At 59.5% G+C, this 21499-nt stretch carries 21 protein-coding genes and 2 pseudogenes; 13 read left to right on the forward strand and 10 right to left on the reverse strand.

Annotation, left to right across the window (positions count from 1 at the left end; all coding sequences use genetic code 11):
• Window positions 1–99 precede the first annotated feature (99 nt).
• On the forward strand, window positions 100–1197 hold the full coding sequence (locus C5L10_RS23260; protein WP_105431605.1) for an aldo/keto reductase: 1098 nt from the start codon (window positions 100–102) through the stop codon (window positions 1195–1197).
• Between the two features lie 315 nt (window positions 1198–1512).
• Here the strand turns inward: C5L10_RS23260 and C5L10_RS23265 are convergent, their stop codons facing one another.
• The 5 genes from C5L10_RS23265 to C5L10_RS23290 form a co-directional block, all read right to left on the reverse strand.
• Window positions 1513–2256, reverse strand: a complete 744-nt coding sequence (locus tag C5L10_RS23265; protein WP_245448134.1) for a class I SAM-dependent methyltransferase — start codon at window positions 2254–2256, stop codon at window positions 1513–1515.
• 65 nt (window positions 2257–2321) lie between these two features.
• Window positions 2322–2963, reverse strand: coding sequence for a DedA family protein (locus C5L10_RS23270; RefSeq protein ID WP_105431606.1), 642 nt, complete (start codon window positions 2961–2963; stop codon window positions 2322–2324).
• A 181-nt stretch (window positions 2964–3144) separates the two neighbouring features.
• The gene (locus C5L10_RS23275; protein WP_105431607.1) at window positions 3145–5460 is read right to left on the reverse strand and encodes a molybdopterin cofactor-binding domain-containing protein; all 2316 of its coding nucleotides are present in this window, start codon (window positions 5458–5460) and stop codon (window positions 3145–3147) included.
• A 10-nt stretch (window positions 5461–5470) separates the two neighbouring features.
• Window positions 5471–5935, reverse strand: a complete 465-nt coding sequence (locus tag C5L10_RS23280) for a (2Fe-2S)-binding protein (protein WP_105431608.1) — start codon at window positions 5933–5935, stop codon at window positions 5471–5473.
• A 345-nt stretch (window positions 5936–6280) separates the two neighbouring features.
• Entirely contained in the window at window positions 6281–7597 is a 1317-nt protein-coding gene (locus C5L10_RS23290; protein WP_105431610.1) for an MFS transporter, read from the reverse strand.
• A gap of 164 nt (window positions 7598–7761) precedes the next feature.
• On the opposite strand from C5L10_RS23290, the gene C5L10_RS23295 reads away from it, so the two are divergent.
• Complete coding sequence (locus C5L10_RS23295) at window positions 7762–8685, forward strand: AraC family transcriptional regulator (protein WP_205837089.1); 924 nt, start codon at window positions 7762–7764, stop codon at window positions 8683–8685.
• A gap of 125 nt (window positions 8686–8810) precedes the next feature.
• Here C5L10_RS23295 and C5L10_RS23300 read toward each other — a convergent pair whose 3' ends face one another.
• Window positions 8811–9626: an NAD(P)-dependent oxidoreductase gene (locus C5L10_RS23300; RefSeq protein WP_105431611.1), complete on the reverse strand. Its 816-nt coding sequence runs from the start codon at window positions 9624–9626 to the stop codon at window positions 8811–8813.
• Window positions 9623–10003, reverse strand: a complete 381-nt coding sequence (locus C5L10_RS23305) for a MarR family winged helix-turn-helix transcriptional regulator (RefSeq protein ID WP_371411975.1) — start codon at window positions 10001–10003, stop codon at window positions 9623–9625. Before C5L10_RS23305 ends, C5L10_RS23300 begins: the two co-directional genes overlap by 4 nt.
• A gap of 487 nt (window positions 10004–10490) precedes the next feature.
• On the opposite strand from C5L10_RS23305, the gene C5L10_RS23310 reads away from it, so the two are divergent.
• The 8 genes from C5L10_RS23310 (at window position 10491) to C5L10_RS23350 (ending at window position 18131) form a co-directional block, all read left to right on the forward strand.
• Window positions 10491–10961 carry a DUF2147 domain-containing protein gene (locus C5L10_RS23310; protein WP_105431612.1) on the forward strand — a complete coding sequence of 157 codons (471 nt, stop codon included), beginning with the start codon at window positions 10491–10493 and terminating at the stop codon, window positions 10959–10961.
• A gap of 640 nt (window positions 10962–11601) precedes the next feature.
• Window positions 11602–12516 (forward strand): SDR family oxidoreductase, encoded by a 915-nt coding sequence (locus tag C5L10_RS23320; RefSeq protein ID WP_105431614.1) that lies wholly within the window; start codon window positions 11602–11604, stop codon window positions 12514–12516.
• Between the two features lie 360 nt (window positions 12517–12876).
• Window positions 12877–14460 (forward strand): methyltransferase regulatory domain-containing protein, encoded by a 1584-nt coding sequence (locus C5L10_RS23325; protein WP_105431615.1) that lies wholly within the window; start codon window positions 12877–12879, stop codon window positions 14458–14460.
• Between the two features lie 102 nt (window positions 14461–14562).
• Window positions 14563–14796: a hypothetical protein gene (locus tag C5L10_RS23330; RefSeq protein ID WP_105431616.1), complete on the forward strand. Its 234-nt coding sequence runs from the start codon at window positions 14563–14565 to the stop codon at window positions 14794–14796.
• Window positions 14797–14964: 168 nt separating this feature from the next.
• Window positions 14965–15294 carry a hypothetical protein gene (locus tag C5L10_RS34955; RefSeq protein WP_371411976.1) on the forward strand — a complete coding sequence of 110 codons (330 nt, stop codon included), beginning with the start codon at window positions 14965–14967 and terminating at the stop codon, window positions 15292–15294.
• 642 nt (window positions 15295–15936) lie between these two features.
• Window positions 15937–17103 carry an ATP-binding protein gene (locus C5L10_RS23340; RefSeq protein ID WP_172717135.1) on the forward strand — a complete coding sequence of 389 codons (1167 nt, stop codon included), beginning with the start codon at window positions 15937–15939 and terminating at the stop codon, window positions 17101–17103.
• Window positions 17096–17731: a response regulator transcription factor gene (locus C5L10_RS23345; protein ID WP_105431618.1), complete on the forward strand. Its 636-nt coding sequence runs from the start codon at window positions 17096–17098 to the stop codon at window positions 17729–17731. The genes C5L10_RS23340 and C5L10_RS23345 overlap by 8 nt, the downstream gene beginning before the upstream one ends.
• A gap of 1 nt (window position 17732) precedes the next feature.
• A complete protein-coding gene (locus tag C5L10_RS23350) occupies window positions 17733–18131 on the forward strand; it encodes a response regulator transcription factor (RefSeq protein WP_105431619.1) in 399 nt (132 codons plus the stop codon).
• A 173-nt stretch (window positions 18132–18304) separates the two neighbouring features.
• Here C5L10_RS23350 and C5L10_RS23355 read toward each other — a convergent pair whose 3' ends face one another.
• Both C5L10_RS23355 and C5L10_RS23360 read right to left on the reverse strand, forming a co-directional pair.
• Window positions 18305–18670, reverse strand: a complete 366-nt coding sequence (locus C5L10_RS23355; RefSeq protein ID WP_105431620.1) for a response regulator transcription factor — start codon at window positions 18668–18670, stop codon at window positions 18305–18307.
• A 69-nt stretch (window positions 18671–18739) separates the two neighbouring features.
• Complete coding sequence (locus tag C5L10_RS23360; protein ID WP_105431621.1) at window positions 18740–19384, reverse strand: response regulator transcription factor; 645 nt, start codon at window positions 19382–19384, stop codon at window positions 18740–18742.
• Between the two features lie 338 nt (window positions 19385–19722).
• Between C5L10_RS23360 and C5L10_RS23365 the strand changes: the two genes are divergently transcribed.
• The gene (locus tag C5L10_RS23365; RefSeq protein WP_105431622.1) at window positions 19723–20481 is read left to right on the forward strand and encodes an isochorismatase family protein; all 759 of its coding nucleotides are present in this window, start codon (window positions 19723–19725) and stop codon (window positions 20479–20481) included.
• 161 nt (window positions 20482–20642) lie between these two features.
• On the opposite strand, the gene C5L10_RS33780 is transcribed toward C5L10_RS23365, so the two are convergent.
• Window positions 20643–20864, reverse strand: coding sequence for a hypothetical protein (locus tag C5L10_RS33780; protein ID WP_172717127.1), 222 nt, complete (start codon window positions 20862–20864; stop codon window positions 20643–20645).
• Between C5L10_RS33780 and C5L10_RS34960 the strand changes: the two are divergent.
• Together C5L10_RS34960 and C5L10_RS23375 are read left to right on the forward strand one after the other, a co-directional pair.
• Window positions 20817–20931, forward strand: a pseudogene (locus C5L10_RS34960) (plasmid pRiA4b ORF-3 family protein); the annotation flags it as partial. The gene C5L10_RS33780 and the pseudogene C5L10_RS34960 sit on opposite strands and share 48 nt — an antisense overlap.
• A 20-nt stretch (window positions 20932–20951) precedes the next feature.
• Window positions 20952–21151, forward strand: a pseudogene (locus C5L10_RS23375) (IS110 family transposase); the annotation flags it as partial.
• Window positions 21152–21499: the final 348 nt, after the last annotated feature.

The raw sequence follows: 21499 nt of genomic DNA on the forward strand, positions 1-21499 counted from the left end.
GATCCGCATCGAAGGTCTGTTCTAGGTGGTTCGGCCACCCAGCCCGCGATGCGCAGAGGTCCGTGCCTAAGGCAAGCTTTCAATGAAGGAGACTATTGCATGAGCGAACAGCAGAATTCCGGTGTAAGCCGGCGCGGCTTCATCGGTACTCTAGGCACAGGGGCCACCATACTGGCTGCAACACCGTTCATTCCCGGTGGTGTCAACGCCCAGAGCCAGACGGGCGTGCCGGCGACGGCTGCCCCGAAATCCGCACGAACACGAACGATTCCGAAAACGCAGCAGACCCTCACCACACTCGGTCTTGGCACCTTCCTGACCTTTGACGCCCGCCCGGGTGACGACCGCAGCGGCCTCGGCGAGGTCTTTCGGCGCTACGTCGCGGGCGGCGGTCGGGTCATCGACACGTCGCCCCTCTACGGATCGGCGGAAGTTTCTGTTGGCGCGTTCCTTGCGGGTACTCCGGAGGCATTCGAGATCTTCGTCGCCAATAAAATCTGGTCGACCGGCGAATATCTCGGCGACGAGAGCCATGCTGTGGCTAGTTTCGAGCAGTCGAGGCTGCGCATCTGGCGCGACACGATCGACCTCATGCAATGCCATAGCATCGTCAACGCACCGGTGGTCCTGCCCCTCATGCACGCCTGGAAGAAGGAAGGTCGCATTCGCTACGTCGGCGTGACTCACCATGAATCCGGACCCCAGGATCAGCTCACCGAACTCGTGGAGCGTGGCGGTGTTGATTTCGTTCAGACCAACTATTCGATCTTCAACCGCAGCGCCGAGCGCCGCCTGCTACCGGCCGCCGCCGATCGCGGGGTCGGGGTCCTCATCAACCTTCCGCTCGAAAAGGCGCGTCTGATGAAGGTGGTCGAAGGTCGCCCGCTACCGGACTTCGCGCGGGAATTCGAAGCCGCCACCTGGGCGCAGTTCTTCCTGAAATGGGTCATGGGCCATCCAGCGGTCACGACAGTGCTATGTGGTACTTCCAATCCGGAGCATGCCGAGGACAATGTCCAGGCCATGTACGGTCCCCTACCCGACGAGGCGATGCGCGGGCGCATGGTGCAGCATATGGAGACGCTCCCAGGTTTCGCCGATATTGCACGAATGCCTTGGTATCCCGGCAAGGATACCCAGTACCAGGGGTTGATCCGGGCGGCACAAGCAACAGCTCGTGCTCGGACGGGCCAATGAGATTTCAACTTCGGTTAGTAGACGCTCTCGCGGATCAAGGGCGAAGAGCGTCCCTTATGGAGAGCGTCGCATGTTGCTGTTCAGAAAAGCGGCTCGAGGGGGAACCTTCAATTTCCCAGAGCCTGCGGGGATTCGGCCTAAGACATAAATCACAGCTGGACCTGTAAGATTTTAGGAGGAGGCAAGGTGCAGCTCTTGCCTCCTTCATCGAGACGGAAATACCCTAGCGAATTTCGACATCGCCGCCCGTGCCGTCCCTATCGGTAAATCGGTCGCGAAAGCGGCCGATCCGCTCAATGGCTAAAACCGCGTGCTTCACAGGTTGGCAGGACACGCCACTCGCGGCGACATGAAGGTTGTTGCGCAGTTGCCCGCTCCAAGACGCCAGCTCGGACAAATCAGAGCTCCGTTCGCGCCTTTCCAGTGTTGTCCAAATGGCTCGTGCTGCCTCAATGAGACGCGATCACGGTGGAAATGATCGGAAGGCGTGCGTCTGATCCGGTAAACAGCCGCCGGAGGAAGGTTGACGAGCGTGCCACCGATCCGTTCCGCCTGGAGCCCGAGGTGGTCCATTAATCGAAGCGGAACCGGACAACGCGGTCCGTAGGTAAACTGATAGAAGGCGCCGTCCGGCCTCATCTTGCGGAATGCGCCGGTCAGGATCGCGATCACCTTACGGGGCGGCATCGACAGCACAGGCAGGCCGCTGACCACGGCGCCGGCTAGCATCCCGTCGAAGAGGTCGATCGTACGCAGGCGGGCGGCATCCATCCAAAGCGTGCGTGCTCTTGGATAATGGAAATGGAGCGCAGCGGCGAACTCGGACCCGAACTCGATCAGCGTTAGGTCTTCCTCTCTGACGCCACGGGCGATCAAGGCGCGTGTGAATGCGCCCGTGCCGGGGCCAAGCTCGATCACCGGCCCGGTGTCGCGCGAGATTTCGCAGGTGATGAGGTTGGCCAGCGCCCGTCCCGACGGCGCGACGGCGGCGACGCGTAGAGGATTCTTAAGCCAGGCTCGTAAGAAGCCGAACGTCTCGGCCATACGCTGCTGTTTCATTGGATATCACCCCGAATGTTCTTGGGCTTGTGGCATTGTCGATTGCGCGCCCCCGCCAGATGTCATCAGGTTTGGCATAGCGCGCGCACCCGTCTGCTACGGGCGCGAACCCATCGTGCGAGCCAGAATAGGGCTACTTCCGCAACGAGCAGGCAGCCCAGGGCTGCCAAAGCGAGGACCGTCATGTTCCCCGTCTCGATCGTGTGGGAGGCGTAGAAGCCGATGCCGATGAACAGCCCGTTCCAGACGGCAATGCCGGCGGCCGATGCCACGAGCACGCTTCGTGACCTTCCGCGCAGAATGGCGGCGAAGGCCGGAGCGAACAGGCGGACGGTGGGGACGAGTTGGAGAGCGAACGCAAGCGTTGCCTGGTTCCGGCGGAATGACGAAGTCCCGCGCTCAATGCGATCGACTGACATTCCGAAGATCCGCCCAGCTCTGTTCAGGAGGCGCACGGACCGCGTGGTGCCCAACCTACGCAGGGTGTAGAACAAGGCTGCGCAGCCGAACATACCGCCAGCGACCGTTGAAAGGAATGCAGCGGGCAGCGACCAGGCATCGTCCGCTGCGCCGATTCCGATTGCAAGCAGCAGCCCGTAGGATGGGATGACCGGCACGAAGCGCTCGGCCAGTGCGATGGCGAAAAGACCAAGAAGCCCATACGCGCCGATCCACGCCATGATGGCTGCTACCGGATCAAAATCCATAATTCCATTCCTCTTCGATCGATGACTGGGGCAGCTTTCGCCGGATGTGGACCGCGCGACCTGAAGGGAGGTGAGCCGCCTCCGGTGACTCTGGAGCCGCCCGCAGATAGACAGGATCAGTGGCAATTCTGGTCGGCTCGTCGAGCATGAGCTTTCCTGATCCGAGGCGAGCACACACGCCTCACGTCGGGACGGGGGGCAAAACCGTCCGGGTTCGGCGTTCGTCCACGGTCTCGGTGACGGCCAGCGGTAACGATCGTATCCGCCGGCCCGTGGCTGCGTGGATGGCGTTGGCGATCGCGCCGGCGACCGGCACGATCCCCGGCTCGCCCGCCCCGCCCGGCGGCAGGCCGCTATCGACGATCGCGACCTCAATCGCCGGCGCGTTGGCCAGACGCTGCATAGGGAAATCGTGAAAGTTCGATTCCGCGACGGCGCCGGCATCGAGCGAAATGGCACTCATCAGCGCGGTCGTCACGCCGAAGCTGATGCCGCCCTCCATCTGGGAGATCACAGCGTCGGGGTTGATTGCGAGCCCCGCATCGATTGCACAGAAGACGCGGTCCACTGTGACTTCACCGTCTGCGGCCACCGTCACCTCGGCAACCTGCGCCACGACGCTGCGATAGCACTCCTCGATGGCGATGCCGCGCCCGCGACCTCGCGCCATAGGGGTGCCCCATTTGGCCAACTCGGCCACGCGGTTGAGCACGGCGAGGTGGCGCGGGCTGTCTCGAAGAAGTGCCCTGCGATAGGCCAAAGGATCCGCCTTAGCAGCCAGGGCGCACTCATCGATGAAGCTTTCTGTGAAGAAGGTGTTGAACGAGAAGCCGTTCGACCGCCAGAAGTGGATCGGCATGTGGCTCGGCACATGCTGGCTGCGGATCCGCCGGTTGGGGACGGCGTAGTGCAGCTTGTCCAACCCCTCGACCGAAATGCGATCCCCATCGGGGCCGGGGTTGACGGGGAGGTTGCGGCTGGCGACCGATTCGATGACTGATTGCGTCGCGACTAGCGCGTCATAGGCAACCAGCAGGCCGTCCGGCCCGAGGGCAGCGCGCAGTCGGGCGGCTGCATGGCTGCGGAATAGTCCGCGTGCGATGTCCTCCTCGCGCGACCAGATCAGTTTGACCGGCCGCCCACGGTGCCGCGCCGCGAGGAAAGCTGCCTCGGCCACTACGTCCTGATCGCTGCGCCGGCCGAAGGCGCCGCCGTTCATGGTGATGTTGCAGGTCACCGAGGTTGGCTCGACTCCTGCCAACCCCGCGCCACGGGCAACGCCCTGCCGGACGGCCATCGGCGATTGCGAGGAGACCCAGGCCTCTGCGGTCAAGTCGTCGCGGACGAAAACAGTCGCATTCATCGGCTCCATGCAGGCATGGGGAAGGAATGGCACCGTGTAATCCGCCTCGACCACCGTCGAAGCATTTGTGATTACGGAACCGGTGTCGCCTTCGTTGACATGCTCGTACGGGGTCGTGCTTGCGAGCGCGGATCCAAGTCGCGCTGACATCTCGGTGCTGCTGACACCGTCCGCATCGGTCTTGGTCCACTCGATATCGAGAAGCCAGGCGGCCTGCTCGGCGTGCCACCATGAAGCCGCGACCACAGCCACCTTCTGCCCCTCGATGACGGCGACGTCACGCACGCCGGGCGCAGCACGAACCTCGGCCTCATTAACGACGCGGCCCACCTTGGCTCCGAAGACCGGCGCATGCCGAATGGCGGCATGGACCATGTCAGGCAGAGCGATGTCCATGCCGAAGACCGGCTCACCCCGCACTTTGGCAGGCAGATCGACCCGCGGCTGCGAGCGGCCGATGATCCGCCATTCAGAGGCGGGTTTCAGCGCTGGGCGATCGGGTGGTGGCAGGAGGGCGGCCTCGCGGGCAAGCTCGCCGTAGGACAGCCTCTGGCCGGACGACACATGGCGAACAAATCCGTCGGCGGTGGCAAGCTCCGCGGCCGGCACATCCAGCCGCGCCGCCGCCGCCGCCAGCAGCATGTGGCGGGCCGAAGCGCCGGCCACGCGCATCGGGTGCCACATACCCATCGTCGAGCCTGACGCTCCGGTGGCGATGAAGCCCAGTTGCCCCAGCACGCGCCGACCTACCCAAACAACCGGTCCGGACGCCTCTTCCGGGCGGATCTGCAGCATGTTGAACCACACGGAATAGGCTGGATGCGCCTCCGTCGGGAATTCGACAATAATGCGGTCGTCGAAAGGGATATCCAGTTCTTCGGCCACCACCATGGCAAGGCCGGTATGGATGCCCTGGCCCATCTCGGTGCGCGGAACATTGACGACCACCCGGCCGTCGCTCTGGATGACGAGGAATGCATTGAGAGCGGCCCGCTCGCCGTCGAGATGGCCATGAAGGCCGTCGACATCGACGGTGGCGAGATAGCCGACGCCGCCGACGGCGGCGACAAGGGCGGTGCCGCCAAGGGCCGCGCCGGTGATCAGGAAGCCGCGACGGGAGAGAAAACGGGCCATGACTGTCTCCTTAGCGCTCGGCCAACATGTCGGCGGCGCGATGGATCGCGCGGCGGATGCGCGGGTAGGTCCCACAGCGGCAGATATTGGTGATCGCCTCATCGATCTCGGCGTCGGTCGGTCGCGGGGTCGCTTCCAACAGCGCCGTGGTGGCGACGATGAAGCCGGGTTGGCAAAATCCGCATTGTGGCACCTGCTCGTCGATCCAAGCCTGCTGCACGACGGAGAGCATGCCGCCCGGTTGCGTTAGCCCCTCAACAGTCACCACCGAAGCGCCCGCGATGGAACCGACTGGCGTCATGCAGGAGGGAGTGGACTTTCCGTCGATGAGGACCCGGCAAGCCCCGCATTGGGCAATGCCGCATCCGTATTTCGGGCCGAGCAGCCCGAGATCTTCACGGAGCACCCAGAGGAGGGGCTTGTCGACCTCTGCGTCGACGCTCAATGGCTTTCCATTGACGACCAACTCAACCATGCAGTTTCTCCTGGTTATTGCCCGCGTTGCGTTGCTGATCGTCCGTCTCGTTGCGGCGCCACACGGCGGCGCGAAACCAGCCCCGGCCGATCAGAAGAAGCCTCCGTTGGCGAAGAGGTGGCTGTTGATCCACTCGCCGTCGCCCGTGCACAAGACGGCGATGGCCATGACTACATCCTCCAGTTCGCCGATGCGGCCACAAGGGGACATGGCCGCGGACCTGGTGACGCTGGGGCGGCGAGCGCCAAGACGGTGCGACGGGCGTTACCGGTTCGGACATTGAAAGAACCTCTCTTTCGCAGAAATTGTGAAAGCTTGGGGATTACGACCGTGGCCCTTCGGCGGTCACGGCCGCCGGAGCGAGGCAGCAATACGCTGGTTTGCGATCAGCATGGCGATGCCGGTCAGGATGCTTGCGACTGGGACGGTGAGCAGACCGAGCCCAAGACCGTTGGGAACCTGCGCCGCTGTCGCCGCATCGCTGATCATGCCGACGACAAGGGGGCCGAGTGCAGGCCCCAGAAGACCGGAGCCGATCATCGCAAGGCTCGTCGCCATCGCCTCCTTGCCCTTGCCTGCCACCAAGTGGGCAGCGCCGAAGCACCAGGGGAGTAAAAACGCGAAGGACAACATACCGGGGACGAAAAGGAGGATAGAAAGCCACCCGACCGGCGCGAGCAACGCAGCGGTCGTCGTCAGACTCGCGATCATGAACAGGATTGCGGGCGGCCCGAGGACCCTACCTGTGCGGGAGCGCACGGCGCGGTCAAACAGGCGCCCACCTATCAGTGTTCCGCAAATCCCCATCAGGCCTTGCAGCAGTCCGAACGCCAAACCAGCCTCGCTGGCGCTGAAGTCGTGAGTGCGGATCAGGAAAGGAACCGCGAAAGCGTAAAACGGTGCTGCGGCGAAACCGAGTGCGATCGAGCCGATAAACAGCCAATGAAATGCCGAGGAGGAAAGCAACCGCAGACTTGCCTTCAAGAACGGTTCGCTATTGGCCGCCGTGCGCTTGAGCGCCGGGGTCGGGCCGACGACAACGAACGACAGCAGGCCGATAAGACCGCCCATGGCGCCGGCCCCGACCAGCGCTGTACGCCAGCCGAGCGTATCCCCGATCGCACCGCCAACGGAGAAGCCCACCATGGTGCCGAGTGGAATGCCCATCGAGAAAATGCCGAGCGCCAACCCGCGTCGCGAGGGCGGGATCTTCCGGGCGATGATCGCGTGGCTGGAGGGCGTTCCGCCGGCTTCGCCGAAAGCGACTCCGAAGCGGGTAAAGGCGAGGAACAGGAAGCTCATGGCGAGGCCTCCGAGCAATGTCATCGCGCTCCAGAGCAAGATACATAAAAGGAGGACGGAGCGGGGCGATCCTCGATCGGCGGCGCGGGCGAGGGGCATCGACAAAAGCGTGTAGCAAACCGCAAAGGCGAGGCCAGTAAGCAAGCCTATCTCGGTGTCGCTCAGATGGAGCTCTTCCTTGATTGACTCGGCCAGGACGAAGGGAAGCATCCGGTCGATCTGCGAAGTGGCGCTGACAAGAAATAGGGTAATCAGCAGCATTGTGAGGCGCCGACCCTCGACGTATTCATCGCCGCTCGCATTAGATATGATGGGTAGACCAGCTTGCTTATCTATTGACGAAGCGGCCGTTTCTGTCATGCTTGGTGCTTCCCTAGCTGTGAGTGACATCATCAAGCTAGAGGAAGTCTCTCATGACAAGAATGCCGAATACCTCAATAAACTTGCCTATTCCTGCAGGCGGCGATATGTTGCCGGCTGAAGGGCGAGTGCTGCGCTGGCCTCGAAACCAATCAGAGGTTCGGGTGTCGTCATCGCTGCTGGGCGGGATCACCGCATACATCGAAAGCCAGGGCGGCGGTGAAGGCCTGTTTCCGACGCAGATCGAGAGCGTCAACATCATCCGTTCCTATCAGCAGCGGATGCCGATGCGGCAGATCTATCGCCCGTCGCTCTGCGTCGTGGCTCAGGGCGCAAAAGAAATTCTCTTCGGCGAAGAGACACTTCGTTATGGCGCCATGGAATGCCTGGTCGTCAGCATGGAAATGCCAGCCAACGGGCGGGTTGTCGAGGCAAGTGAACATATGCCCTACATGGGCGTCACCATCGATCTCGACGTGACGATGCTGCGCGAGGTGCTGGAACAGTTGGAGACGCCGCCCATTTCGTCTGCCACGCCCGGTCCATCCGTGTTCGTTGGAAAGGTGGACGAACCTTTGGCCGAATGCGTGCTGCGCCTGATCCGGATGTCCGAGACGCCCAAGGCAATTCCGATCCTCTACCCATCTGTCATGCGGGAGATCTGCTACTGGCTTCTGACTGGCCCTCATGGCGCCGAACTCTGCAGCCTGGCCCTGCCCGAATCGAATTTCATGCGAGTGGCCAAGGCGATCTATTTTCTGCGCGCCAATTTCACCCAGACGCTGCGTGTCGAGCAAATGGCAGAGGTCGCGCGCATGAGCCCGTCATCGTTTCACCAGCATTTCAAGCAGCTCACCTCGGTGACACCGCTTCAGTTCCAGAAGCAGTTGCGCCTCCTTGAGTCGCGACGCCTGATGGTCGCGGACGCTGCAAGCGTCGAGGAAGCCGCCTACAAAGTTGGCTACGAAAGCGCTTCGCAGTTCAGCCGCGAATATTCTCGGATGTTCGGCGTTGCCCCAAAGCAGGACGCGCTGAACCACCAGCGCATGTATAGCCAGTACGCCAGCCGCAAGGCGCGAACAGCCTAGACACCGTTTGCAGCAGGTCGCTCCTTGCCGGCCCGGTTCGGAGCGGCCTTCCTGATATGCTGCGAAGAAATGCCACTGTGAGTGGCGCGGATATGCCTCGGGCCGTCAGATGCCGAACGGCGGCGTCACATCAGGTTTTCCTGCATTGCCTGATAAACGGTCCTCACGATTGGCCGAAAACCTAGACTGCGAGCGAGCGAGACATCCATGTGCAGGCGCCAGGGATTGGCGAGCGGCGCTGAGGACGGTTCCATTGTTCCGCCGACCAGGGCGACGAGCTCGTAGATCGAGGTCGGCGCCTCATCAGCGATATTGACGATGCGCCCATCCATCGTGCCGGTCAGGGCGAGGTTGATGGCGGTGGCGATGTCGAGATGATGTATGATGCTCATCCTCTGAGCAGGATGCATTTTGAAGTTTGTGACCAATCGCGGCAACTCTTCGAGATGTCCGTCCTTATCGCCATAAACGAAGCCGAACCGCTGGATCGCCCAGTTTAGCCCGCTTTCACGTAGCGCGTTCTCGGCGGCGAGCTTGCTGGCCGGATAGGCTTGTTGCGGGTTGACCGCATCGTCCTCACGGCCAGGGCGCGGGCTGTCCGGGTCATAGACATTGGACGTGCTTGCCATGATGAAACGTGCCTCGGGCGCACGCGCCTTTGCCGCGGCGATGAGGTTGCGCGTGCCTTCGAGGTTGCTCTTCCAGATAAGATCGGTGTCGGGGGTGCGGAAAACCGCAGCAAGATGGATGATCGCCGAAACCCCCTCCACCGCCCGCATGAGGGACGCGGGATCGAGGAGGTCCGCTTCTGCCGCGCTGACGCAGGGGGGCGCCTGCTTCCCGCCGCGCATCAGGACACGGCAATTCACCGCTGCTTCGACAAGGTGCGGAAGAAGGCGAGCTCCGACGAGCCCTGTTGCGCCGGTTACCAAGACTGTCATGACGCGGTTCCTTTCTGTAGCAGGTTTTCGAGACGCTCCGTTGCGGTCTGAAGAACGCGGACCGCGACCGCGATGTCGGCCTCGTCTATGCCGTCGAACGCGACCGAGCGGATGAAAGAGAGATCGGGCAGCTCGCCCCACAACTTGGCGCCGGTGGCGGTAATGCGTAGAAGCTTCTGGCGCTGATCAACCCGGTCGGGCTCTTGCTCGACGAGACCCTTGCGCACGAGGGTCGCGACGATGCCGGTCATTGTGGCGCGTTCGATCGTAAGCAACCGTACGAGATCACGTTGCATGGTCGGTCCGGCAGTTGCGAGCTGGTAGAGCACGTACCACTGCACAGATCCGAGATCGTAAGGACGCAGTGCAGAGTCCATGACCGCCCGTCCGGCAAAGTAGCATCGCTTTGTCCAGGCTCCGATAAGGTCGCGATCTGTATCTTTCCGCTCCCGATCCACCAACGCGTGCTCCAGTTTTGCTAGCTACCTAGCAAATATGTGAGGTACTAAACAAATGTCAAGGGGGATCCGCTTTGCTCAGATCGCTGGCGGGAGGGCGAGGAGGCAGCATTGGCAGATCGAACGAGGGCCGGTTTCCTCGCCTCTTCACGAACTGCTGAGCGAGCTGGGATGAACCATCCTCGCTCTAATCAACTGTAGGATCAGGCAGGAAATTTGAGCTTCTGGGCATTCGGCGCCGCGCCGCGAGCGTGTATTTCGAGGGCGCAATGTCCCGCAGTTGTCCGGCCTGCTCCACGACCGCGCTTTTTTGAGGAGAGCCGCTGGATCATTGGCATCCACAGCGTCTGGCGCGCCACGACTCTCTTGTCGATGTCCGCCTCAAACCGTAAAAAGGAAGCATGGAATGGTGAAATCACTAATGGGCCTGTTGCTGGCCGCAGTGCTCTCGGCAGGAATGACAGGTCTCCCAGTTGGAGAGGCTTTCGCACAGGCCTCTTCGCCGGATCAGATTGTCGGCGTATGGCAGTCCGAGGACGGCAACCTCAAACTTGAGATGTTCGACGCCGGAGAAACCTATGCGGCCCGCGTCCTCTACGGAAAGCTTCTGGTCGAGGCTGACGGCAAGACCTTCAAGAAAGACACCCTCAATCCGGATCCGAGCCTCCGGAACCGTTCGCTGGAGCGCGCTATTCTCGTGACCAACCTCAAGTGGGATGCCGCTGACCGTCGCTGGGAAGGCGGAAATTTTTACAGCGGAGCGACAGGCCAGACCCATTCCGCCCAAGCAACGCTTGTGACCGGAAAACTGGAACTCCGCGCCTATAGGGGCACCACCCTTCTCGGTCGGACCATGGTGCTTCGCCGCGCGCAATGAAGCCATAAAGAAGCTTCCGCGACCCGCCCCGGGCAGCAGCCATGCCTTCGAGGGAGCGCGCATCATCGCTGCTTCGGCGGCGTGATCTTGGCCGGATCCGGTGAGGCTTCAAATTGGGAAGAGTTCGGTCGGCGGGCTGCTGATGGACACGGGCTTTGGCATCTACGGCGCGTTGATGGTGCTCTGCGCCGCCATGGCCAATGGCTGAGCTCGGGCCGGCAATTACGATCAGCATCGCGCCTGGGCGGTCAGGCCGTTTCGGGCTGACGATCGGGGCGGGGCTCTATCGAGTGGGATATGGGCTCTGGTCCGTGCCGGTCGGAGGGTTTCGGTCACGAGCCGGACTCAGCGGCTGGTTCGACGCGATCATGGTGTACTTTTTCTACCTTCCCAATTCGTCGGGCTGACCGGTTCGGCGGTTGACGGCCCCATCGTTCTTCATGCGGCTCGATGCCTTCCCGCGATGACTCGCAAGCGATGCGTGCTTGGCAGGCGCGGTCGTAGAATCAGGCATGTTTTTTGCTCCTTCAGGCATGGCAGTTTGCGCCGCAACTGGCATGTTGAGGATGAAGACGAACATAGTACGTCGAGGCAAGAATCGCTCGACCCTCCTCCGTCTTGCAAGAAGAAAGGATCGTAAATGACCAAATGGACGGCCAGTAATATTCCATCTCAGCAGGACCGCGCGGTCGTGGTGACCGGCACCGGGGGGCTGGGCTACGAGGACGCGCTAGCTTTGAGCCGCGCCGGCGCCCGCGTCGTGATCGCTGGGCGCAATGCTCAAAAGGGTACTGAAGCCGTGGCCGCGATCCGACATGCCGTGCCTGGCGCGCAGGTGCGGTTCGGACAAGTGGATCTCGCAGACCTTGCGTCGATCGCCAGGTTCGCGACGCAGCTCGCGCAGGAGCAGGACAGGCTCGACCTCCTGATCAACAATGCCGGAGTCATGAGACCGCCCGTGCGACGCGAGACCAGCGATGGCTTCGAACTCCAGTTTGGCACAAACTATCTCGGCCATTTCGCCCTTACGGCGCATCTGCTGCCGCTCTTGAAGCGTGGGCATAGGCCGCGCGTCGTGACCCTCGGCAGCGTGGCGGCGCGCGGCGCCGCGATCGACTTCGATGACCTGCAGGCCGAGCGCAGCTACAAACCGATGCGGGTCTATGGTCAGTCCAAGCTGGCATGTATCCTGTTTGCCTTCGAGATGAGCCGGCGCAGCAAAGCGGCGGGATGGGGCGTTGAAAGCCTAGCGGCCCATCCGGGCATCACACGCACCGATCTGATTGTGAATGGCTCGGGGCGGTCGAGCCTGCCCGGAATGCTGCGCCGTTTCCTGCCTTTCCTGTTCCAACCCGCTTGGCAAGGCGCCTTGCCAACGCTCTACGCTGGGACCGATCCGATGGCACGGGACGGCGCTTACTATGGACCTGACGGAATGGGCGGAATGCGCGGATATCCCGTCGAGGAGACGCCCCCGAGGCAGGCGCTGGATAGCGGCGCGGCTGCGCGGCTCTGGGATATATCCTTGCAGATGACCGGCGCGAATTTCGCATAGACGCCGCGCGTCTCCTTGTCCTTGTGCCGTGCCCCTACCTAGCTGCGTCGGTGAGCGATGACTGCCGTCACAGGATCCGCCGACGAGCCGTTTGGCTGAGGGGACTCGTCCATCAATATAATCGCTGCAGCCGCAGAAATAGATAGAAGGGGTTTAGCCATTGACGATCGACCATTATTCTCGGGTCCCCGGTTCGCTTCAAGGCGTCGAGGCCATGACGGTTTCCTTGACGGGAAGGGAATGCGTCACCGTCGGTTTCCCCTGTAACGCGTGGTGCCGGCCAATGTCGCTTGCTTCTTTTCAGAACCAACAACAAAGGACGGCAGGCGCGAGCCTTGAACGTGTCCTGGAGACTTGCTGATGGCATGGTCACACGGTTACTTCACTGACCTCAATTATACCCATGGATACTATCCGGAAATGAACCCGGCCATGTTGCGCCTGGCATGCTTATGCAATGCCGTAGACCCGCAACTGCCCGATGCGCCATCCTATCTGGAGCTAGGTTTCGGGCAGGGGGTTACGATCAATATGCTTGCCGCGGCATCTTCCGGAACTTACTGGGGTACTGACTTCAATCCAGCGCAAACAGTCGAAGCTCACAAACTGGCCGATGCGTCTCGAGCGGACATCCACCTGTACGACGACTCCTTCGATGAATTTGCCAACCGGAGGGATCTTCCGGACTTTGATGTAATAGCGCTTCACGGCATCTGGAGCTGGATCTCGGAGAAGAACCGCAAGATCATAACCGACATTATCCGGCGGAAACTTCGGCCCGGGGGTGTCGCGTATATAAGCTATAACTGCCTGCCCGGCTGGGCTCCCGTAGTACCGATCCGGCAGCTGATGTCCCTCTACCAGGACTATGGGGGCGGGAAGATGTTGAGACCGATCGAGATGATCGAAGGCGCGGTGCAGTTCGCGGAAGAGATCGCCAAGGCCGGCTCCTACTATTTTCGGGACAACCCTTTCGCCAAGCATCATCTGGAGCAAATGGGTAAACAGGGGCGCAACTATCTCGGACACGAGTATATGAATGCGGATTGGCATCTCGAGCATTTTTCTGACATGGCCCGTAGCCTCGATGAGGCCAAACTCACATATGTCGGCTCCGCGCGGCTGCTTGACGGCATTGATGCGTTCCAGCTCAACGAGGCGGGCACCAGATTCGTGTCGCAGATCGGCCATCCGATCATGCGCGAGACGGTCCGCGACTTTCTGGTGAACCGGCGCTTCCGCACCGATATCTTCGTAAAGGGAGCAAGGCCACTCCCGGGTCGGGAACATCGCGACGCCTGGTACGCGCTGGCATTCGTGCTTGTAGTCCCGGAGATTGATGTCCCGAAAAAGATCATGTGCGCGAGGGGCGAAGTGGCACTGCCCGCCGACAAATACGACCTGATCCTCGAGGCCTTGGCCGACGATGGCTACAGACCAAAACGTGTCGAGGAACTTCTCAAACACAGCAAGCTGCGAAAGCTCAAACCTCAGGACATCGTTGATCTCCTGACGGTACTCACGGGGGCTGGTTTTGCCGCCCCGGCCCAAAGCCCCTCGGAGAAGGTCAAGGAGCAGTGCAGCGCACTGAACCGACACATCCTGCAACGGGCGCTTGTCAGCATGGATCTGCATCACATGGTATCGCCGGTGACCGGAGGCGGCATCGGGCTCAACCACATAACACAGCTATTCGTGCTCGCCACCAGTGAAGGCAAAGACGGCGCCGAGGCCTTGGCCAGCTATGTGTGGGATTTCCTGGACAGCACTGGCGAACGCCTCGTGAGGGACGGCAACAAGATTGAATCCAAGGACGAAAATTTGAAGAAAATCAGAGATTTGGCAAGAAAATTCGTCAAGTTTGGTCGACCGCTTCTGCAAGCCTTGCAGATCATTGATGCCCCTGAGGGCGGCGGATGGTCGAATCAGGCTAAGAAGTCATAGCTCCGACGGGACACACTCGCCTTTGGCTAAAAGGAGAGAGATGGAATTGACGAATATCGAAGGGTAGCCGGAGGCCGGCGTTGGTACTTGGATCGACAGCGCATGCTGCTCGGCCGCATCGTCGAAATCGGCCCCCGCGCCGATGTCTTTGGCAATCCCCGCCACCCCTACACGCAGGCGCCGCTTTCGGCGGTGCCTAATCCGGATCCGCACAAGAAGCGGTCGGCTACAATGTCGCTGGCGCAGCTATCATCGCCGGTTCACTGGGTCGGATTCACCATGCCGCTCCCGGCATACCGGGACCTTGGCGCCGGGCAGCGCATCCTTGTGAGTTAGATCCATACGCGCCGATGCTCGGCCGTACTACCGATTGGCGGCATCCAACGGTCACCGCTAGAGGTCGCGAGGTAGTTCGCCGTCAGAGACGCTCTGCATCGAGAAGGCGACATGATATGTAGATTTTATACAAGCTTCCGGGGTAGGAGAACCAGCAAGAGCGTGGACTTGGAAAAATCGCTGATAACCGACGTCCTACTAAAAAACGCGGGTGCCGAGGGTTCATGTTGGTTCAAGGCGACCGTTCGCTACAAATTTCATCACTGCGCATATGAGGAGCCCAGCGTGGGTGAAGCTTTTGCGGTACAGGCCTTTTATTGTCGCGACCGGCTCCGCATCGACCCTGAACGTCTCAACGTGAATGGCGGCGGCATCGCCGCGATAAAAGCCCGGGTCACGAAAAGGCAGCTCGGCTGCGGATGGCAAACGGGCACCGCGGCCCCGCAAGGGCTTCGCGCTGTCCCGCAACCGTCCGTCGAGGAGGGGTTGCTGGAATGACTATCAGCGACCGCATTTTCTATACTCACAGCTGAAACACATACATGCTGATGGTTGCCGTCACGATGAGCAAACCAGAAAATGTGGCGAGTTCCTTTAGAATTTCAAGCATGGCAACACCCAGGGGACGTGGCTCTCTGGGCAAACACCTTGAAGCTTCTGCGGACAGGATCCTATTGCACTTTCGGCCGGGGTGTTGATACGGTAGATGAGGCCCACTAATACGCGGGCATCACCCATAACGAGTTACGCGCCTCTTGACATGTGGAGTTGGATGGAGGCACGCCGACGTGGCCAAACGGCGTCACTATGCGAGACGCTTCGGTGGTTGCCGCTGCTTCTCTTCACCGCACCAGAAGCTGCCTCGCGGACTGCTCCCCTTACAGCCTTTGTGCGCAGACGGTGGTTTTGGTTGTGAGGGAGCCCACTCGCGTCATACTTGCCGTCTCAAATACTATCCTCGGGTATGACTTGCGGACCTTCCCGTCCTCCACGACAATAGGCCCGGAATAATTGTAAGTTGGCGGCTTCGTTCAACATGTTATTCTACCGTGAACGCTTGAATGCGGGATCGCGGGAGGACCAATGGACGGCGAGCGGAGTGCGTCAGGTAAGCCATACGGTGAATCGGAGAACAGCGCGTTGGACAAGCTTCGCGCGGAGCTCCATGAAGCGAACCTAGGTAGAGAAGCTGCGGAGGAAGAGTTGCGCGAAACTCTTGCGGCCATGATACAGCATCAACAAGTGGGGAAGTGCGGCAATTTCCGTTATAACACCGTAACGGGCGCCATTCGTGGTACTGAGGAAGTTTTCAAAATATTCGGTTTTCCCGCTGGCACGCGCGGCTGCACCGTAGAAGAATGGCTTGCAAAGTTACACCCGGATGACCGGGACCGCATCGCTAGCGAATTTTATGAAGCGCTCGCAAAGGGCGCAGACCTGAAATTCGAATACCGTATCATCTTGGATGACGGGACGATGAAGTATATTCGTTGCGATGGTGAACCTGATCTCGATTACGTTGGCGAGTTCGCCTACTTTGGGGTCCTGACTGACATAACCGGACGGAGAGAGGCCGACGAAGCTCAGCGCGCCATGGAGGCCGAGCTTGCGAGCGCGTTACGTTTGGCTTCGCTAGGAGAACTTGCCGGTTCAATCATCCATGAAGTTAATCAACCTCTTGCTGCTATTAGCACGAGTGCAGAGGCTTGTCGTCGTTGGATGAAGCTTGGGCCGGAGCCTGTTGAGAGGGCCATTGCGTCGCTTGATCGCGTCGTCGAGGAAGCCAATCGCGCGGCCGCCATCATCAACGGTCTGAAGTCGCTCATTCAGAGTAATTCGGTGGAGCCGACCGCTTTCGATTTCAGTCTTGCTATACGCGAGGTGTGCTCCTTGCTGATGGTCGAGTTGACCCGGGAGAACGTGATGTTGGCTACTGATTTTGCGACTGATTTGCCGTCTGCAACTGGAAACCGCGTGCAGATCCAGCAGGTTTTAATGAACCTCGCTCGAAACGCGATTGAAGCTATGCGCACCGTGCGCCATAGACGGGTGCTGTCAGTGTCAACGACGGTCAGCGACACCATGCTTTCACTCCGCGTCGCCGACAACGGGCCAGGTATTGACGCGGAAGACACCGAGCGACTTTTTTCGCCGCTTTATACTACGAAGTCGGGCGGCATGGGCCTTGGTCTCTCGATATCTAGAAGGATTGCAACCGCCCATGGCGGGTCGTTGGTAGCAGAACCAGGAAGCACCCGTGGCGCGACTTTCCAGCTCCTCCTGCCTGTGAGGCAATATCATGTCTGAGCCGGCAAGGCCCGATCCCGCATCAGAAAATCCATTGGTGCATATTATTGATGATGACGTAGGTTTACGCTCCTCGCTTGAGGATCTTTTCCAATCCGTCGGGTATGACGTGGCCAGCTATGGAAACACTCGCGAGTTCCTGGCCAGTAGGGAAGGGACTCGACCCGGCTGCCTTATCCTGGACGTGCGCTTGCCCGGAGCCAATGGTCTTGACTTCCAGGAGCAATTGGCGCGCGAGGGTTGGACGGTGCCGATCATTTTAATCTCCGGATTCGGTGATGTACCAATGAGCGTTCGAGGTATAAAAGGGGGGGCTCTTGATTTCATTGAGAAGCCCTTTCGAGATCAGGATTTACTGGACTCCGTTGCGCAGGCAATCGAGGAGGGCCGTCGCCGTGCTAGCGCGAACCAGCGCAACGATGACGCTCGACGACGCTTCGCCAGCCTCACGCCGAGAGAGCGAAATGTCATCGAACTTGTCGTGAATGGTCAACTGAGCAAGCAAATCGCCTTTGAGCTCTCAATCAGCGAGGTCACGGTCAAGCTTCACCGGGCAGCTGCGATGAGAAAGCTTGGCGCTAAGTCACTCATCGAGCTCACGCGCCTTGCACAGGCGTTAGGTCTCTGAGATGGAGGAAATCAAACCCAGTCTCTTTGAGCGCAGGCTGATCGTAAGTGTCGTGGATGACGATGCCGCCATGCGGGCCGCTCTCACTGACCTTCTTGATTCTGCGGGTTGTGAGTCGATGGCCTTCGACAGTGGCGAACACTTCTTTGCTTCGGGTGCTGCGGAAAGGAGTGCTGTGATCATCACGGACATTCAGATGGCGGAGATCAGTGGCTTGGATCTCCTCGCCAAGCTCAAGGAGAACCAATATTCTGACGTACCGGTCATTGTGATTACCGCCCTTACTGATGAACGTCTTGAGAGACGCGCCAACGCCCAAGGCTGCTACGCCTTTCTTCGGAAGCCATTTGATCCGGATAAGCTGCTTTGCCACGTGAGAGATGCGGTCGCACGGAGTTAGCACTGCAGGAGGTTCACTTAAGACTTTGCTTGCACGATCTCGGTGATTAGTTGTCTCTACGGCGGCTGCTTGATCCGTCTGTCTACGGCTCCGGCCTGCTATGCTTTAACACCTGAACCGCAAACGCTTTGTGGATAACCGACAGACGCGCGAACAAGCAATTTAATGACCGGTCAGAAGGCCAACACCGAAGACAGGCACCCAATTAATGTCTCAGCGCTGAACGGTTTGCGCAGGAAGCATATTGCGCCAACCTCGCGAGCTTTGGCTTCGTAATCCTTATTGGACCGACCACTTACAAGGATGAGAGGCTGACTGAAATTTTCAACTAGCCGCTTCGCTAGTTCGAAACCAGTCATTCCTCCAGGAAGATCGATGTCGCTGATGACGCAACGGGATTGAACCGCAATCTCAGATGCAAGGAAACCCTCTGCAGAAGCAAACGACGCCGATCTCATACCCAGTGAGCGGACAAGGCTATCAAGCGATGCCCGGACGGCTTCATCATCATCAATAATTGAAACAATGGGCTCGCTCACGTCTTCTCCGGTCGGCTTCTATGGGATGCCTCCTGGACAAGATATAGGCGTATCGGAAATCCGAGCCAACTATACAAACGTGTTAGATGTCCTCAGGGCTGCCACCATAAGAACGAGATCGGCAAGACTACGGGCGCCCATTTTCCGCATTGCATTCCCGCGGTGGATTTTAACGGTAATTTCGCTAATGCCGAGTTCGTGGGCGACCTGTTTGTTCATCTGGCCCTTCGCGACGAGCTCCATCACCTGGCGTTCACGTTGTGAAAGAGTTTCTGCACGAGCCTGCAGCGACGCGTGGCTGTCAGCGTGTTTGCGGTTCTGCCGATCCCGTTCCATGGCTGCCGAAACGGCATCAAGCATGTCTTGGTCCCTGAAAGGCTTGGGAAGGAAATCGATGGCGCCGGCTTTCATCCCTCTCACGCTCATCGGGATGTCCCCATGTCCACTCATCAATATGACAGGGAGGGAACTGCCGGATGAGGAAAGCTGCTGCTGGAAATCCAAGCCGCTTAACCCAGGAAGGCGCACATCCAGCACAAGACAGCCGGGACCATAACTGTCGTCCGCGTTGCTAAACTCGGCGGCGCTACCATAAAGCTTAGTTGCGTAGCCTACAGAGCGAAATAACGTGTCCAACGCCAGCCGAAGTTGGGTATCATCATCAACGATGTGTATCGTGAAAAACTCGTCGCTCTGTGGTGCGCGCGGTTCCATTCGGCTTCCCCATTCCCTCACGCGTATAAGGATAGACGCGGGTTAGTTCGGGAAATCTAGCAGTATTTTGGGACACTGCAACCGCCAGCTGACCGGCACCGACGTTGGCAAGACCACTTGGCTCTGACGGCAGCAAGCACACTTGGGTTGTGATGTGATCATACTCACAGGTGAGCAAATTACCGGTGGGTAGAATACCGCGCGGGGCAGGTTTGGGGCATCGTTCGAAAGAGGGTCGCGGTCAAGGCATCCGAAACCGAAATGCAGCGACAACTTCTCTCTATACCCATCCAGACATTCCGCGGCCCAGACCGCCGGTAAAATAGAGGATTGAAAATATGAGCAAGAGCGAATCGTCTACCATCAAGCGCTTCACACTCGCCCGCCGCGCTTTCATGACCGCGGCAGCCGCAGGGGCTCTCCTCGCTGCTCCAGCGTTTGCACAGCCTTCAGGCGCTGCTGCAGCCCCAGACGCCGCGTATCCATCACAGACAAGATCTGCACAAGGAGCCGTTTGGAACCACAACGAGGTTGCGCTGCTGCTTATCGACTACCAGCCGGAAATGTTCGCCAACATCCGATCGGAAACAAGCGCTGCGCAAGTTGAGCTTAATACTCGCTTCCTGATCAAAATTGCTAACGCCTTCAATATTCCGGTCGTTCTTTCAACGGTTGGTGTTGAGATGGGCGTGAATGGACCTACCGTGGAGGCGATCGCGAAGGAGCTTCCCGGCGCCAACATCATAGACCGCAGCTCGATGAACGCTTGGGAAGATCCCAACTTTCTAGCCGCCGTAAAGGCAACTGGTAAGCGCAGGTTGATTGTCGGTGCGCTCTATACCGAAATCTGCCTCGCCTATCCTGTTGTGGAAGCCCTCGCCGAGGGATACGAAGTGACGATCATCAACGATGGAGTTGGCGGGTTGTCCCAAGTTGCGCATGCAGCAGCGATAGATCGCATGGTTCACGCCGGCGCCATTCCAAATACCGTGCTTGCTCTGAGTACGGAACTCTTCCGGGATTGGAAGAGCAAGGAAGCTAGCATCGCTCGTCCGATTATCATGTGGTATCTGCAGGAGTTGAAGAAAATTTCCTGACGCCTGAAATAGCCAAGTTGTTGCCTATGAAAGCGGCTCCCTGGAGCCGCTTTTACTTATTGAATTGCATGCGACAGACCTCCCGCTGCACCAAGATCCCCGGCGCCAACGCGCGGACTTCCTTGACTTCGATATTCCTCGTATCCCAAGTCCTTTGACGTCTACTGAAGGAAACCGCCCGACAACATCCAGCAGAACAGGATGATCGAGGCCAGCCATAACCGGAATAGTCCTCTCGACTTGACGGTGTGCGTACAGCCATCCCCGAATTCAGAGAGGTACTTGACGGATCTCGCGCCGATATCTTCGATGGCAGAAAGTAGTTTCGCTTGGTTATGCGGCGCGTCGTCGTACCATTCCAATTTCGGTTTAACCGGCTTCATGAGGGTTCTTCAGGCCGCTTTGGGATGGACTAAAAGTCATCTCTCCGAATTCCACATCCGCGATGTCCGTCTTCAATAGATTATGTCGTAAAGCTTCCTGCTTGTGTGGTTGCGATGGAAACATGCTCCGGTGCGCACATCTCGGTCGGCTGGTTGCCGAATATGGTCACGAGATCCGTTGGATTTCGCCGGAAAACGTCTGTCCCTATATCAAGGTTCAGAAGAACGATGACCGCGAGGCGGAGTGGACCGCTGAAGCCGCCTCACGCCCAACCATGCGCTTCCTCGAACGAGGACAGCAGGGCGCTGTCGCAACGCATGCATCAGCTCATTGAGGGACTCCGTGCCGAATGGAATGAACCCGACGCAGGCCCGACGACACCTTTGAGATGAACCTTCCCTCACCGGAGCGCTTCTGCGGCCCAAGGAAGAGCGCTTAGTGGATGCCTTATGGGTACCGTCACTAAATCGTTCCGCTCATCAAACCGCAGGAAAAGCGGACGCGCTCTAGCACTACTTTGGCAGATTAATCCTCGGTTAACGATGATCGGCGATCTTTCGCACTTCAACAGGGGTGCGAAGGATGGCAGAGCAGGATGTTGCGCTGACGGAATGGCTGAAGCCGTTTGTTGAGA

The organism is Neorhizobium sp. T6_25 (genome assembly GCF_002968555.1).
GTDB lineage: Bacteria > Pseudomonadota > Alphaproteobacteria > Rhizobiales > Rhizobiaceae > Neorhizobium.